This window comes from Vibrio cionasavignyae (assembly GCF_050337155.1).
GTDB classification, from domain to species: domain Bacteria; phylum Pseudomonadota; class Gammaproteobacteria; order Enterobacterales; family Vibrionaceae; genus Vibrio; species Vibrio nomapromontoriensis.
Genome location: NZ_JAKJSR010000032.1, coordinates 16,933 through 33,056 on the forward strand (window position 1 = coordinate 16,933; position 16,124 = coordinate 33,056).

13 protein-coding genes are annotated in these 16,124 nt (G+C 46.2%); 11 read left to right on the forward strand and 2 right to left on the reverse strand.

Annotated elements, in window-relative coordinates; genetic code table 11:
- Positions 1 to 19: 19 nt before the first annotated feature.
- The 6 genes from L4D74_RS22390 (at position 20) to L4D74_RS22415 (ending at position 5,974) form a co-directional block, all read left to right on the forward strand.
- Positions 20 to 286, forward strand: a complete 267-nt coding sequence (locus tag L4D74_RS22390) for a YihD family protein (RefSeq protein ID WP_428754684.1) — start codon at positions 20 to 22, stop codon at positions 284 to 286.
- 268 nt (positions 287 to 554) lie between these two features.
- Positions 555 to 1,973 (forward strand): cytochrome c oxidase accessory protein CcoG, encoded by a 1,419-nt coding sequence (gene ccoG, locus L4D74_RS22395; RefSeq protein ID WP_428754685.1) that lies wholly within the window; start codon positions 555 to 557, stop codon positions 1,971 to 1,973.
- 63 nt (positions 1,974 to 2,036) lie between these two features.
- Positions 2,037 to 3,020: a serine/threonine protein kinase gene (locus L4D74_RS22400; RefSeq protein ID WP_265676806.1), complete on the forward strand. Its 984-nt coding sequence runs from the start codon at positions 2,037 to 2,039 to the stop codon at positions 3,018 to 3,020.
- Positions 3,021 to 3,072: 52 nt separating this feature from the next.
- On the forward strand, positions 3,073 to 3,672 hold the full coding sequence (locus L4D74_RS22405; protein WP_428754686.1) for a thiol:disulfide interchange protein DsbA/DsbL: 600 nt from the start codon (positions 3,073 to 3,075) through the stop codon (positions 3,670 to 3,672).
- Positions 3,673 to 3,856: 184 nt separating this feature from the next.
- Positions 3,857 to 4,852 (forward strand): DUF2860 domain-containing protein, encoded by a 996-nt coding sequence (locus L4D74_RS22410; protein WP_428754687.1) that lies wholly within the window; start codon positions 3,857 to 3,859, stop codon positions 4,850 to 4,852.
- A 144-nt stretch (positions 4,853 to 4,996) separates the two neighbouring features.
- Complete coding sequence (locus L4D74_RS22415) at positions 4,997 to 5,974, forward strand: DUF2860 family protein (RefSeq protein WP_428754688.1); 978 nt, start codon at positions 4,997 to 4,999, stop codon at positions 5,972 to 5,974.
- Here L4D74_RS22415 and L4D74_RS22420 read toward each other — a convergent pair.
- Positions 5,971 to 7,494: a YifB family Mg chelatase-like AAA ATPase gene (locus L4D74_RS22420; protein ID WP_428754689.1), complete on the reverse strand. Its 1,524-nt coding sequence runs from the start codon at positions 7,492 to 7,494 to the stop codon at positions 5,971 to 5,973. The genes L4D74_RS22415 and L4D74_RS22420 overlap by 4 nt on opposite strands.
- 489 nt (positions 7,495 to 7,983) lie before the next feature.
- Here L4D74_RS22420 and ilvG point away from each other — a divergent pair, with 489 nt between their 5' ends.
- Genes ilvG through ilvA form a run of 5 tightly spaced genes read left to right on the forward strand, consistent with a single transcriptional unit; the run spans position 7,984 to position 14,281 of the window.
- On the forward strand, positions 7,984 to 9,630 hold the full coding sequence (gene ilvG, locus L4D74_RS22425) for an acetolactate synthase 2 catalytic subunit (RefSeq protein WP_428754690.1): 1,647 nt from the start codon (positions 7,984 to 7,986) through the stop codon (positions 9,628 to 9,630).
- Complete coding sequence (gene ilvM / locus L4D74_RS22430; RefSeq protein WP_265676775.1) at positions 9,630 to 9,911, forward strand: acetolactate synthase 2 small subunit; 282 nt, start codon at positions 9,630 to 9,632, stop codon at positions 9,909 to 9,911. The genes ilvG and ilvM overlap by 1 nt, the downstream gene beginning before the upstream one ends.
- Positions 9,912 to 9,924: 13 nt before the next feature.
- Entirely contained in the window at positions 9,925 to 10,887 is a 963-nt protein-coding gene (locus L4D74_RS22435; RefSeq protein WP_428754691.1) for a branched-chain amino acid transaminase, read from the forward strand.
- Positions 10,888 to 10,899: 12 nt separating this feature from the next.
- Complete coding sequence (gene ilvD / locus L4D74_RS22440) at positions 10,900 to 12,741, forward strand: dihydroxy-acid dehydratase (RefSeq protein ID WP_428754692.1); 1,842 nt, start codon at positions 10,900 to 10,902, stop codon at positions 12,739 to 12,741.
- Between the two features lie 4 nt (positions 12,742 to 12,745).
- Positions 12,746 to 14,281: a threonine ammonia-lyase, biosynthetic gene (gene ilvA, locus L4D74_RS22445; protein WP_265676778.1), complete on the forward strand. Its 1,536-nt coding sequence runs from the start codon at positions 12,746 to 12,748 to the stop codon at positions 14,279 to 14,281.
- Positions 14,282 to 14,389: 108 nt separating this feature from the next.
- On the opposite strand, the gene L4D74_RS22450 is transcribed toward ilvA, so the two are convergent.
- On the reverse strand, positions 14,390 to 16,057 hold the full coding sequence (locus L4D74_RS22450; RefSeq protein ID WP_428754693.1) for a sensor domain-containing diguanylate cyclase: 1,668 nt from the start codon (positions 16,055 to 16,057) through the stop codon (positions 14,390 to 14,392).
- Positions 16,058 to 16,124: the final 67 nt, after the last annotated feature.

Sequence of the window (16,124 nt, forward strand, 5' to 3'; positions counted from 1 at the left end):
AAATATTGTGGAGAAATTTATGAAGTGTCATCGCCTCAACGAGCTCATCGAACTTATGCAGCCAGAATGGCAAAAAGAACCAGATCTCAACCTAATGGAGTTCATCGCTAAACTCGCCAATGAAGCTGGCTATAGCGGCGAACTTGCTGAACTGACTGACGATGTACTCATTTATCATCTCAAGATGCGTAATAGCCAAAAGGACGACATGATCCCTGGCCTTGCCAAAGACCAAGAAGATGATTTTAAAACCGCATTATTGAAAGCTCGCGGTATTATCAAGTAGTCATACTCACCTTTTGTCAAAACGCTCCTCACTTAGTAGGAGCGTTTTTATATCCATTGATTTCATATTTCTTGTTAAAGGTTGATAGCCTTAAAGAAAAGAGTTTGTTATCGAGGTTATAATCGGCGCGTTTTCTATTTACGTAGAAACTTATACTTTATCAATGATTGCTAGCTCTTAGCGCTGCTCATGGGTAAAGGTTACCTCGCAATGTCGGAAAAATAGAGCATGTCAAAACATGCCGTCAGCCTAAGAAGGACCGCTTCACATGAGTCAGGATAAGATTGACATAAAGGACGTGACGCCAAAAACGTTCAATCCTAAAACACACAAAGGCAATGGAGATCGCTTTAACCCTAGCAATCGTATTTATGTACGTGAAAGTAAAGGGACATTTCAAAAACTAAGACGCTACGGCGGTTGGTTTCTACTCGTTCTATTCGCTATTGTTCCTTGGATCCCATATGGTGAAAGGCAAGCCATTCTCCTCGATATTGGCAACCAGCAGTTTAACTTTTTTGGCACCACCCTTTATCCGCAAGACTTAACATTACTTGCACTGCTGTTTATGGTCGCCGCCTTCGGACTGTTCTTTATTACCACCTTTTTAGGGCGCGTATGGTGTGGGTACTTATGTCCCCAAACCGTTTGGACCTTTATGTACATCTGGTTTGAAGAAAAACTGGAAGGCAGCGCCAACAAAAGACGAAAACAAGATTCAAATAAACTCACTACAAACCTCGCAGCAAGAAAAGCCCTAAAACATATAGCCTGGTTAGCTATCGCACTCGCCACTGGCTTTACCTTCACTGGGTATTTCGTTCCTATTAGTGATTTAGTGGTCGATTTCTTTAGTTTCAACGCCAGTTTTTGGCCCGCCTTTTGGGTATTGTTTTTTGCTGGTTGTACCTATGGCAATGCTGGCTGGATGCGCTCTATCATGTGTATTCACATGTGCCCCTATGCACGCTTCCAATCCGCGATGTTTGATAAAGATACGTTTATTGTCGGCTACAACCCTAAGCGCGGGGAACAGCGTGGTCCACGCCCTAGAAAAGCCGACCACAAAGCACTCGGATTAGGCGACTGCATTGACTGCGACTTGTGCGTTCAGGTGTGTCCAACCGGCATTGATATCCGTGACGGACTGCAATACGAATGTATCAACTGTGGTGCCTGTATTGACGCGTGTGACAAGACAATGGATCGCATGGGCTACGAAAAAGGTCTGATTAACTACACCACAGAGCATCGACTATCAGGTAAACATACTAAAGTCATGCGACCAAAGCTGCTTGGGTACGGCGCCATTCTTCTTGTGATGATTGCCCTATTCTTTGTGCAAATATCCGCTGTGGACCCTGCCGGATTAAGCGTGTTAAGAGATCGCAGCCAACTATCCCGGACCAACAGTGATGGTCTCGTTGAAAATACCTACACCCTAAAAATCATTAACAAAACGCAGCAAGAACAACAATACACTCTTTCTGTTTCTGGCTTAGAGTCTGTTGTTTGGTATGGAAAACAAACGATTACGGTTGAACCTGGCGAAGTGTTAAACCTGCCAATGAGCCTTGGCGTTGACCCAGAACAACTCAGTTCACCCGTTGCCACAATTCAGTTTATACTGAGTGACAATAATGACTTTTCGATCGAAGTGGAAAGCCGGTTTCTTAAGAAACTCTAGCCGAGTACCCCTTCACCATCAATAATAGGAAAAGGCTCAGTAATGAGCCTTTTTAGTTGGATAATGACAGACCAAGCGTTCAATTTTGACGCTCTAACACCAGACTTTATGTGGTATGCACTAGAGAGTATTGGTATACGAGCCGAATCCGGACTTCTTCCGCTTAACAGCTACGAAAACCGGGTCTATCAGTTTACCGATGAAGACAAAAAGCGGTATGTCGTCAAATTTTATCGACCACAGCGTTGGTCACTTGCTCAAATCCAAGAAGAGCACGACTTCGCCCATGAACTGGTCGCGCATGATGTGCCTATTTCAGCGCCTCTTGTTTTAAATGGCACAACTATTCATCAATATGAAGGCTACTTCTTTACCCTCTTTATTAGCGAGGGAGGCCGACAATTTGAAGTCGACAACTTAGAGCAACTAGAGTGGGTGGGTCGCTTTCTGGGTCGAATGCACAAGGTAGGAGCGGCGCAGCCTTTTGAGCACCGTCCAACCATTGGTTTGGAAGAGTACCTCTATCAACCAAGAAAACTGCTGCAATCGTCTAATTTTATCCCTATGCATCTCGAGAACGCTTTCTTCAATGACCTCGATATGCTCATTGCTCAAATTGAAACGCATTGGGAGCCGAGCAGCATCATTCGCTTACACGGTGATTGCCACCCAGGTAATATTCTGTGGCGCGATGGACCAATGTTTGTCGATTTAGATGACGCTAGAAATGGTCCAGCCGTACAAGATTTATGGATGTTATTAAGTGGCGACAGACAAGATAAAATGATGCAGTTAGACATTATTCTTGAAGGCTACCAAGAGTTTAATGACTTTCCTTCTAGCCAGCTGAAACTAATTGAGCCTCTGCGCGGTCTACGTATGGTGTATTACATGGCTTGGCTTGCGAAGCGCTGGAATGACCCAGCCTTTCCTTTGGCTTTTCCTTGGTTCAATGACCCTAAATATTGGGAAGGGCAAGTGCTTGGCTTTAAAGAACAAATGGCCGCACTCAATGAAAAGCCACTTTCATTACAGCCACAGTGGTGACAAACTAACAACTATCCGTTTTTAAGGATTTAAATTGTACATGGAGACAACAATGAAAAGATTTATCGCATTATTTGCTACGCTTCTTGTGAGTGTAGGTGTAAGCGCTGCGCAATTTGAAGAAGGCACCCATTATAAAGTGCTAGAAACAGAACCGACTACTAAGCCGACAGTGACTGAATTTTTCTCTTTTTATTGCCCACACTGTCATAGTTTTGAGCCAATCATAGAGCAGCTAAAAACAAAAATCCCGGCTGACGCCAAGTTCCAAAAGAACCATGTGTCATTCATGGGCGGCAACATGGGCATGTCGATGAGTAAAGCGTACGCCACTATGATTGCTTTAAAAGTCGAAGATAAAATGGTTCCGGTACTATTTAATCGCATTCACACTATGCAACAAGCGCCTCGTAACGACGAAGAACTACGCCAAATCTTCTTAGATGAAGGTGTTGATGCTAAGAAATTCGACGCGACATTCAACGGTTTTGCCGTCGACTCAATGGTTCGTCGCTTTGATAAACAATTCAAAGACAGTGGCCTTTCTGGCGTTCCAGCGGTAATCGTTAACAACAAATACCTTGTCGAGGCGGGCGGTATTCAGTCGCTCGATGAGTACTTTGCGTTGGTGAATTTCCTACTGAAAAAATAGCCACGACACACACATAAAACCGAGCGACTACGCTCGGTTTTTTTTCACCTATACAATATACCTCACCACAAACCGATGAATTTATTGTCTTGTTAGTCACACAAAACACGCTTATTCTGTTCCAATAAGCCAACAGAAACATATAATTAGATTAACAACGTCTTTAGACAAAAAAAGGAAAGGTATGAATCTGACATGGACTGTCATAGCAATTGCCGTCAGCTGCGTTTCAGCGCCTTCTATTGCCAAGCTTGGAGAAAGTAACGGCTTTAGTGGTGAGATTGCTATTAATGCTGCCTATAGCAGCAGCACCTCTAACTTAACCAACACTGATGATAAGTTTCGACTTTATAATGGAGACCAACAAAACAACAGTTCTGCCCTCGTTTTACCTCTGGGTAACGTGCAGTACACGTTTGGTTCCCACTCAAATCATCAGGTATTTCTCGGCACATCAAGAGCGGATATTGCCGTCGGTACCGTCGCACTAGAAGCTGGCTACAAATATTTATTTAAAGACCGCACAAAGGTCAGTTTATCTATTTTGCCCACCATTCTTGAAGGTGAGGTATGGCAAGACCCATATACCAGCGACGCTCGAACAACCACCAATGAAAAAGGCACTGCCTACCGAGTGCAACTCGACAATATTGCAGGTTCACTATTCAGTCTTGACCTCGCCTATGGTAAGCGAGAGCTGGATGAAGAAAAGTCCGGCTTCGGCAATAACGTTAACGCGACTATCACACCCGAACAGGCGAAGACACTCAACCGTAATGCTGACATTCTCTACGGTAAATTTAAAATGATGCTGCCTATCAGCCGAGAAGTCTTACTCTACCCAGCCCTAATCTACACCCAACAGGACGCTGACGGCAGTGCAATGAAGCACAACAGCTACGGTGCCGAAGTGTCTTCTTTTGCCTCACTTGGCAACCACAAGTTGGCGTTCACTTTGGGGTACTTAAAACGAGACTATGATGCAAGCAATCCCCTCTACGATAAGACTCGTAGCGATGATGAATGGAAGGCGTTCCTAGCTTATGAGTATCCGGGCATATTTTATTCCAATAACCTTTCCCTTGTTGCCTTTGGAGGTGTCACCAACAGTACCTCCAATATTGCTTTTTACGATGAAAAGAACTGGATTACTGCGGTTGGTTTAAACTGGGCCTTTTAATAGGTTACCTAACCACCCATTAGCTTGAGTGATAGTTGGCTTAACAAGGCATTTTGTTAAGCCATTTTTTATCGCTACAGTACCCCCTAAATTTTTGAAGCGGATGAATCACAAGCCTCCGATTCACTTACCACGGGATGGACAATGACTGCACGGCTGCTTTCTCTCTTACTTTTCACTTCTCTCACTTATGCCCCTGCGTCATTTGCAGCCTTAGCTCCTGCCCAAGGGTTCAGTGGCGAAATATCATTGAGCACCGCTAAGGTCGGTGATAAATCGAACCTGATCGCCAGTGATAACCCTAATATCAGTACCTCGGAAGAAGCATATGATGACTTTTGGTTACCTTTGGGGACCTTAAACTATACCTATGGCCCTACCCTAAACAAGCAATGGTTTATCGGTACATCACGTAATGATATCGCCGTCGGTACCTTCGTACTTGAAGGTGGATACCGACAGCAATTTGCTGACAACTCAATTTGGAGTTTTTCCTATCTGCCAACTGTCGTCGGTGAGCCGATCTGGAAAAATCCATACGTGGCAGCAGACAAACTTGAGCAAGCAGAAGCCACTGGCGACGCGTTTCGATTGCAAGTAGAAAACATTGCAGGCTCACTCTTTACTATAGATATGGCCTATGGGACACGGGTTGTTGCAGCAGAAGCATCCGCGACCCAAAGTCCAGTAGCCCACGCCACGCAATATGATCGCAACAGTGATTTTTACTATGCGAAAGGTTCTTACACCTTAGCCGTCAATGACTCGTGGGTACTTTTCCCTTCGCTTATCTACATACTGGATGACACCAAAGGGGTCGCGGTCAATAACCAAGGCGCAGGCGCAGAGCTCACCACGCTGTTTGCACATAACCAACACAGCTTTGCTGCGACGCTAAGTTACATGAACCATGAGTATCAGGGTTACAATGTCATTTTTGACCATGCTGGCAGAATCGATGACAAATACAGTGCTTTCTTAGCCTATGAGTATCTTTCTTTATGGAACATAGAGTCACTCTCACTGATCTCTTTGTCGGGATACAATGCCACTGACTCAAGTATCACTTTTTATGATTCAGCAGACTGGATCACCTCGATTGGTATGAACTTCGCCTTTTAAACCGACTGCGCCGTAAGCTGCTTTAGCAAGCGATCCATAGCGCGATACCCTAACGCTTCCGCTAAATGAGCTCGTTGAATCTCGGGCTCATTAGACAAATCTGCAATGGTTCGCGCCACTTTAATAATGCGGTGATAGGCTCGAATGGATAAGCCGAGTCGATGCAAAGCGCTTTCTAAAAATTCCGCATCTGACTTCTCCAACGGACAATACTGTTCAATCTCGCGGCTTTGCAATAGCGCGTTAACTTTACCTGAACGTGCTAACATTTTCTCTCTAGCTTCAATAACCCGTAATTTCACGTCCGCTGTCGATTCTCCTCGGTCCCCCCCTTCAGCAAGTACGCCTTTAGGAAGTAAGGGGATTTCAATCGACATATCAAACCGATCTAACAGAGGACCCGATAGACGGCTTAGATAACGCAGAATCGCCTGAGGTGCAACGCGAGCTTGACTCTCATCATAGTAACCTGTTGGACTCGGATTCAGAGCACCGACTAATTGAAAGCGCGCTGGAAAGCGGGTTTTTCCTTGTGCACGAGAAATCACAATTTCCCCTGATTCTAGCGGCTCACGCAATGAATCGAGGACTTTACGCTCAAACTCAGGCATTTCATCTAAAAACAGTAGCCCGTTGTGTGCTAAGGAAATCTCTCCCGGTCTAGGAATACTCCCTCCCCCAACTAACGCTGCCATAGAGCTTGAATGATGCGGAGCTCGAAAAGGTCTTTGCTTCCAGTTGTCTTCATTAATCTCTAACTGGGTGAGTGAGCCAACCGAAGCGGTTTCAATCGCTTCCATATCACTCATAATCGGTAATAAGTCACACAAACGTGACGCTAACATTGTTTTTCCAGTACCCGGAGGGCCCAAAAACAGCAAATTATGATTGCCTGCCGCCGCTATCTCTAGCGCGCGCTTTCCTTGCTGCTGCCCTATGATATCTTGCAGATCTCTAACGTCTTGTTTCACTGTTTTAATAGCTGGTGACGTCACCAAACCCAACGCCTGCTGCCCCATCAAATAGGCACACACTTCCAGTAATCCCGAGGCGGATTTATGCTTATCTTTGCCCACAAGCGCTGCCTGATTAGCATTCCCTTCAGGCACAATAAGTTGGCGTGCTGATTTATCCGCAGCTAGCGCAGCAGGCAGTACCCCTTTGACCGTTCGTAATGATCCCGATAAAGCCAGTTCCCCGATAAATTCATGCTGCAACAACAGACTCTTGGGCAACTGTTCAGAGGCCGCTAAAATGCCTAAAGCAATAGGAAGATCAAACCGCCCGCCTTCCTTAGGTAAATCAGCAGGCGCTAGGTTGACCGTGATGCGCTTAGCAGGAAACTCAAATCGTGAATTAATAATGGCGCTGCGAACTCGGTCCTTTGATTCCTTCACTGTCGTTTCTGGCAACCCAACTAAGGTAAAACCAGGCATACCATTACTGATATGTACTTCCACTGTAACAAGCGGCGCCTCGACGCCAACACTCGCTCGGCTATAAATAATCGATAATCCCATGTCATTCCTTTTTCCAGCTAAATTCATTCAATAAACCCTCAAAAATGCAGAGTTTTATAAATAGTCCTTGTTATATAGCCTGATTTGATGCTGATAAAATGTGAAAAAAGAATGAGGTTTTGCTTGTCAGGTAACAGAAATATGTGATACCACTAAGGACATAGATACTTTTGTTCAACACAAAGCAAACGATTAGATATTTGAAATGACTTTTAGTGCTTATGCTCACACTCTGATTACTCTGATTATTGTGGTCCTGATTAGGAACACACGGGGGAATGTGGGCAGAAAATAGCCGCAAGATTCAAAAAACCCCCGCACTGAAAAGTCCGGGGGTTTTTTTACAAACTCTAAAACGAAAATTTGATGACGGTCACGAAAACGAGAGTCACCTCATTACAATGATAAAACGGAAGATATGGGAGCACACAATGTGCAGTCGAACGATAGAAAACCGCAAGTCACTATGCGGTCAACAAGGAGAAAGCAATGACAGGTGCTGAGTTAGTTGTTGCTGCATTAGCGCAACAAGGTATTAAGACTGTGTTTGGTTACCCCGGTGGAGCCATCATGCCCATCTACGATGCACTCTACGATGGCGGGGTAGAACATATTCTATGCCGACACGAGCAAGGTGCAGCGATGGCCGCAATCGGCATGGCAAGAGCCACCAAAGATGTCGCCGTCTGTATGGCAACCTCGGGTCCTGGCGCCACCAACCTCGTTACCGGCCTTGCCGATGCTTTTCTTGATTCCATCCCTCTCGTCGCCATCACAGGCCAAGTCGCCAGCTCCCACATCGGTACCGATGCCTTCCAAGAAATGGACGTGATTGGTATGTCATTGTCTTGTACTAAACACAGCTACCTCGTTACCGATATCAATGATCTCGCGCCGACCTTAGCGGAAGCGTTTGAAGTTGCAAAAACCGGTCGTCCTGGCCCTGTCATCGTCGATATTGCTAAAGATGTTCAACTTGCTCAGACCCCCGTTGATGTTTTACCTCCATTTACACCACCAGCAATGCCAGTGGCAAACCCAGAGCAAATACAGCTAGCACAACAGCTTCTCAATCAGAGCTCTCGTCCAGTTTTCTATGTAGGAGGTGGGGTACAACTCGCTCATGCTACGGATTCTGTGCGTGAGTTTCTCCGTTTAAACCCAATGCCATCAGTCAGCACCTTGAAAGGCCTGGGTACAATCGAACGCGATGACCCACACTATTTGGGCATGCTAGGAATGCACGGTACTAAAGCGGCTAACTTAGTCGTGCAAGAGTGTGACCTGCTTATTGTCGTCGGTGCACGATTTGATGACCGAGTCACCGGTAAGCTCGATACCTTTGCTCCTCATGCTAAAGTGATTCATATTGATATCGACGCGGCAGAGTTTAATAAATTAAGAACGGCGAATGCCGCTTTGCGCGGTGATATCAATGTCATTTTGGCCCAACTAGAGCTATCTAAAGACATTTCCCCTTGGGCTCACCATAGCGAAAGCCTAAGAAGTGGCTTCAAATGGCGCTATGACCATCCGGGTGATCTTATTTTTGCGCCATTACTACTTAAACAACTGTCTGACATGATGCCTGAGTCTTCTATCGTCTCAACGGACGTCGGGCAACACCAAATGTGGGCAGCACAACACATTCAACCGCGATCGCCAGAAAACTTTATTACGTCGGCAGGGTTGGGCACGATGGGCTTTGGCCTACCAGCCTCAATGGGCGCCGCCGTAGGGCGACCTGACGACCAATCTATCCTCATTTCTGGTGATGGTTCGTTTATGATGAATGTACAAGAGCTGGGTACGCTCAAGCGCCGCCAGATCCCCGTCAAAATGGTATTACTGAACAACCAACGGTTAGGTATGGTTAGACAATGGCAGTCCCTATTTTTTGATGGTCGCCACAGTGAAACCATTTTGGATGACAATCCTGACTTCGTCATGCTAGCGAAAGCGTTCGATATTCCAGGCAAAACCATTACTCGAAAAGAAGAAGTCGAACCCGCTTTAAAAGAGATGCTAGAAAGTAAAACAGCTTACCTCTTGCATGTATTGATCGACGAAGAAGAGAACGTATGGCCATTGGTACCACCTGGTGCCTCAAACAGCGATATGTTGGAGAATACCTAATGAACCGATACCTATTAGATATAAAAGCCGATGATAAAAGCGTGTTACTTGAACGAGTATTGCGCGTGATCCGCCACCGTGGATTTATCATCAAGCAAGTTGCCGCGACACAAAATCATGAAAGCAAGATTGCCAGTGTAGAGATAATCGTTGATAGTGATCGTCCGATTTCTACGCTGACCAATCAGATTGAAAAACTCTGGGATATTCGTACTGTTGACGTCACTGAACTCAAAACTAACCAGCTGACCAATCACAACCTACAAGAACAAAGTGCATAAGGAAGAACGCTAAATGGCTACAAGTACAGCAGATTTTATTTGGTTTAATGGTGAAATGGTTCCATGGGCTGAGGCAAATGTTCATGTCCTTACTCATGCTATGCACTATGGTACGTCGGTTTTTGAAGGCGTTCGTTGTTACAATACTCCGAACGGTCCGGTGATCTTCCGTCACCCAGAGCACGCCAAACGTCTAAAGAACTCGGCAAAAATCTATCGCTTTCCTATTCCTTATACGGAAGAAGAAATCATGGAAGCGACACGTGAAACGGTTCGCCAAAATAAACTCGAGTCGGCGTACATTCGTCCTCTAGGTTTTGTTGGTAATGTCGGGCTAGGTGTTTGCCCACCTGAAGATTCTGTCATGGAATTAATTATTGCCGCCTTTCCTTGGGGTTCTTACCTGGGTGAAGAAGCGCTCGCAAATGGTGTCGATGCTATGATATCTAGCTGGAATCGCGCTGCCCCTAACACTATCCCAACAGCCGCAAAAGCAGGCGGTAACTACCTATCATCTTTACTTGTGGGTGGTGAAGCGCGTCGTCACGGCTATGACGAAGGTATCGCTCTGAGTGTTGATGGCTATCTCTCCGAAGGTGCCGGTGAAAACATTTTTGTCATTAAAGATGGCATTATCATGACGCCACCAGCCACCAGCGCGATTCTTCCAGGCATCACTCGTGACAGCATCATGACCATGGCCAAAGATATGGGCTACGACGTTCGTGAGACCAACATTGCTCGTGAAGCACTCTACCTTGCCGATGAAATTTTCATGACGGGTACCGCTGCTGAAATCGTGCCAGTTCGCACGGTTGATAAAATTGAAGTTGGCGAAGGAAAACGTGGTCCAATAACTAAAGTCATGCAGGATGCTTACTTTGGTCTTTTCAATGGTACTACTGAAGATAAATGGGGTTGGCTCGATTATGTCTACCCACAAGACGCCGACAAGAACACTGCATCAGTAAAATAAGGAACGAGTACAATGCCTATCTACAAATCCGCGACCTCAACACATGGTCGCAACATGGCGGGTGCTCGTGCACTTTGGCGAGCAACAGGTGTCAAAGACGAAGACTTTGGTAAACCTATCATTGCCGTCGTAAACTCTTTCACTCAATTCGTTCCAGGCCATGTTCACCTTAAAGATATGGGTCAATTGGTGGCAGGTGAGATTGAAAAAGCGGGCGGTATCGCCAAAGAGTTCAACACCATTGCCGTTGATGATGGTATCGCGATGGGTCACGGCGGTATGCTGTATTCATTGCCATCACGCGAGCTAATTGCCGACTCGGTTGAATATATGGTTAACGCGCACTGCGCGGACGCTATGGTATGCATCTCCAACTGTGACAAAATCACCCCTGGGATGATGATGGCAGCCATGCGCCTTAATATTCCGGTAATTTTTGTCTCTGGCGGACCAATGGAAGCGGGTAAAACCAAGCTTTCCGATCAGATCATCAAGCTGGATCTAGTCGATGCCATGATCCAAGGCGCGGATCCAACCATCTCTGATGAACAAAGTGAACAAGTTGAGCGTTCTGCGTGTCCAACATGTGGATCATGTTCTGGCATGTTTACGGCTAACTCAATGAACTGCCTAACAGAAGCGCTTGGCCTTTCTCAACCTGGTAATGGCTCAATGTTGGCGACACACGCTGACCGTGAACAGTTATTCCTAAATGCCGGTAAACGCATTATCGAATTAACCAAGCGTTACTACGAGCAAGATGATGAGTCTGCGCTACCACGTAATATCGCTAACCGTGCCGCATTTGAAAATGCTATGGCGTTGGATATTGCCATGGGCGGTTCAAGTAATACCGTTCTGCACCTTTTAGCTTCCGCGCAAGAAGGTGAGATTAACTTCGATATGAACGATATCGATGAAATGTCACGCCGAGTCCCACACCTATGTAAAGTGGCACCATCAACACCTAAATACCACATGGAAGACGTGCACCGTGCTGGTGGCGTGATGGCGATTCTCGGTGAGCTCGATCGCGCAGGATTACTCAATAGCGATACACGTACTGTACTGGGTCTTTCTATGAAAGAGCAGCTAGCGCAATACGACATCATGCAAACCGAGGATGAGGAAGTATTAAAATTCTTCAGAGCGGGCCCTGCTGGTATCCGTACCACGAAAGCTTTCTCTCAAGATTGTCGTTGGGATCGCCTTGATGACGATCGCAAAGATGGCTGTATTCGTACCAAGGAAAATGCCTTTAGCCAAGAAGGCGGACTGGCGGTACTGAGCGGAAATATCGCCGTCGACGGTTGTATTGTTAAAACAGCTGGCGTCGATGAAGGTAGCCTAGTCTTCCGTGGTCCAGCGGTCGTTTTCGAAAGCCAAGAAGACGCGGTAGATGGCATTTTAGGCGGCAAAGTCAAAGCGGGCGATGTGGTCATCATCCGTTATGAGGGGCCTAAAGGTGGTCCTGGTATGCAGGAAATGCTTTACCCAACCACGTACCTGAAATCTATGGGTCTAGGTAAAGAATGTGCACTACTCACCGACGGTCGCTTCTCTGGCGGTACTTCTGGCCTATCTATTGGCCACGCGTCCCCAGAAGCCGCTAACGGTGGCACCATTGGCCTTGTGAACAACGGCGATATTATTGATATTAATATCCCAGCCCGCTCCATCTCACTGGACGTCCCAGAGGAAGAATTGGCGGCTCGACGTGAAGCACAAGATCAACTTGGTTGGAAACCTGCCAATCGTGAACGTGTGGTTTCTTTAGCGCTGAAAGCGTATGCGAGTATGGCAACGAGTGCTGATAAAGGTGCGGTACGAGATAAGTCTAAACTCGAGGGATAGTCTAATGAGTAGCGAAAGTTATCCCAAAACTGGCGCAGAGTACCTGCGCCAGGTATTGCGCGCTCCTGTTTACGAAGTGGCGACATTAACGCCACTGCAAGATATGCCTCGCTTATCTGCTCGTATTCATAATAACGTGCAAATCAAACGTGAAGATCGCCAGCCCGTGCATTCATTTAAGCTACGTGGTGCCTATAATATGGTATCTAACCTTACTGAAGCGCAGAAAAAAGCAGGGGTTATCGCAGCCTCAGCCGGTAACCATGCACAGGGCATGGCGTTGTCTGGCACCAAACTGGGTATTAGCACAACTATCGTGATGCCTAAGACCACGCCAGACATTAAAGTGGATGCGGTACGCAGCTTTGGCGGTCACGTTGTATTACACGGCAACAACTTTGATGAAGCAAAAGCCGAAGCAGAGCGTTTATCCGCTTTGCACGGTTACACCTTTGTGCCTCCCTTTGATCACCCGCTTGTCATTGCAGGACAAGGTACGATCGGCATGGAAATGCTGCAGCAAAATGGTCACCTCGACTATATTTTTGTTCCAGTCGGCGGCGGCGGGTTAGCCGCTGGCGTCGCGGTATTAGTTAAACAACTGATGCCAGAAATCAAAGTGATTGCAGTGGAACCGGAAGATTCTGCCTGTCTAAAAGCCGCGCTGGACGCTGGAAAACCAGTGGCTCTAGATCAGGTGAGTATGTTTGCTGATGGGGTTGCGGTTAAAATTATCGGTCAAGAAACCTTCCGTCTATGCCAAGAATATATTGATGGGCATATTACCGTCTCCAGTGATGAAATCTGCTCTGCTGTAAAAGATATTTTCGAAGACACGCGCGCTATCGCTGAGCCTTCTGGCGCGCTTGCTCTGGCTGGACTTAAAAAGTTTGCCGAAAAACACGCACTGCAGAACAAACAGCTAGGCACCGTGCTTTCTGGAGCCAACACTAATTTCCATGGCTTGCGTTATGTTTCCGAACGTTGTGAGCTTGGTGAAAAGCGTGAAGGTTTGTTGGCCGTGACTATTCCGGAACATCAGGGCGCATTCTTTGAGTTCTGTAATATCATTGGTGGGCGAGCCGTTACTGAGTTTAACTACCGCTACAATGATGACAAACTGGCGAATATTTTTGTCGGTGTGCGTCTCGCTGGTGGTCAGGAAGAGCTCGAGGGTATCATTAAAGATTTACGTGCTGGTGGCTACCCGGTTGTCGATCTGTCAGATGATGAGATGGCCAAACTACATATCCGTTATATGATTGGTGGCAAGCCTTCTAAGCCACTTCAAGAGCGTTTGTATAGCTTTGAGTTCCCAGAATATCCAGGTGCTCTACTGAAGTTCCTGAGCACGCTGGGGACGCATTGGAATATCAGCTTATTCAACTACCGTAACCATGGCGCTGACTACGGTCGGGTGCTGTGTGGTTTTGAGCTACAAGACAGTGATCTCGCCGAGTTTTCTTCACATCTGCGTGAACTAGGCTACCAGTGTAAAGATGAAACAGATAACCCATCGTATCAATTTTTCTTGTCTTAACACGCTGCTGTAACGGGCGCTCAGTTTCTATTTAGAATCGACGCTTTACCTAATAAAAACGCCTCTGATGAGGCGTTTTTTGATGGCAAGTTTCTCAGTAACCCCCGATTACTGGTTTTCAACCAGTCCAAGCTCCGGAGATTTAAATTCATTGTACTGCTGGTAGTTTACCACTCGGTCTCGCCCTTGATCTTTTGCTAGATACAAGGCTTTATCTGCCATCTTAACCAACGCTTCAATATCGGAAGCCGGATCAGGGTACGTCGCGACACCAATTGACACACTCAACTGCCCCAAAGATAACCCCTTATGCTCTAGGTGCAAGGTTCGGATTAGGTTAACAATGTTATTAGCGTATTCAGTGGCATCTGCCATATTGCAGTGCGGTAAGATCACCGCGAGCTCTTCTCCCCCTAATCGGCACGCTATTTCATCATCAGCGACGGTTCTTTTGAGTAAAGAACTGATCTCTTTTAGCACATAATCTCCAGCATCATGGCCGAAATTGTCGTTAAAACGCTTAAAGTGGTCGAGGTCAAGCATGAGTAGTGACAATGACTCGCTGCTCGTTGCTGAGTTATTAGTATGCTCTGTCAGCTTTTGTTCAAAGAAGCGACGATTGTATAGACCCGTTAATGGGTCGCTTAGTGCCTGTGAACGTAATTTTTCTTGTAAACTTAAATTCGCCAGAGCTAGGCCAAGATGCTCCGCGACACTGTAAGCCAGTTGTGTGGTGAGTTCCTCGACCTCTATCTCTCCCTGCCCAAAATATAAGTGCATAATACCGATGGTATTACCATGTGCGGTTAACGGGATGCACAAGGTCTGATTGTTATCAATCGACGACATATGCTCACACGATAAATGGTGAAACGCTTCAATAGATAAATGGCTACGCCCTGTACGTAGTGACCAGCATTCATCAGGAGCAAAGCTTTTGCTCCCAGGCCACTTCTCCCCCCAATCCAATTGATTAACCAGTTGGTTTCTGGATGAACGCATCAATGAAATACTGCCATTCAGTTGTCCCAGAATGCGCGGCACAATATCCTCAACGACACGCTGGGCTTCTACAAGGTTTTGACACGCTGCTAGCATATTCGCTAAACGATGCATCAGCTCTATTTCAAGAGTTCGCTGATGAATCCGTTCATCTTGTTTATTCTTTTCCGCCGTAACGCTCGCTTCTATCTGGCGATGACTAAGCAAAGACGTTGCAATCAGCATCGCGATACTTAACAGCGCTAAGCCCACTAAGATGCTCATTAACTGAAACGTCATATTCTCCAAATGATGCATTGGAACGGCTAAAACCACGACATAATCTTGCTGATCAATCGTCACCCTTCGGGAGGAATACAACAAGTCGACAGATAACACGGAACTAAAACGAACATCTCCGCCTTCTCCGCTTTCCCAAGCTTGAATAAATTCGGGTCGGTTTGCATGACTGTCCAGATCCACTAGCGCTCGGTCAGATAGCGCGGTATCGCCCACCACGACCCCGTTACTATTAATCACCTGAATTCTGGCGTCTGCATCAGCCTGAGTCAGATCGCCAATATAATCATCTATTTGTAGGCGACTGGTAAAACTCGGATTATCTTCGTGAATTTCGTAAATTACATCGGTCAACAGAGAGTCCGTTGTCCGCTTTACTGACCCATGAACGAGGCGTTCTAAGGTAATATTAAATCCATATAAACCACCTATCATAACCACAGAAAGCGCCATTACTGGTAGCAGCTGCCACTTCCTATCAATTAACTTCGACATTCTTAAACACCCTTTACCGAACAGCGTATTAACAATAAACAAAATAGCGTTCTTTTTAATCAAGGGC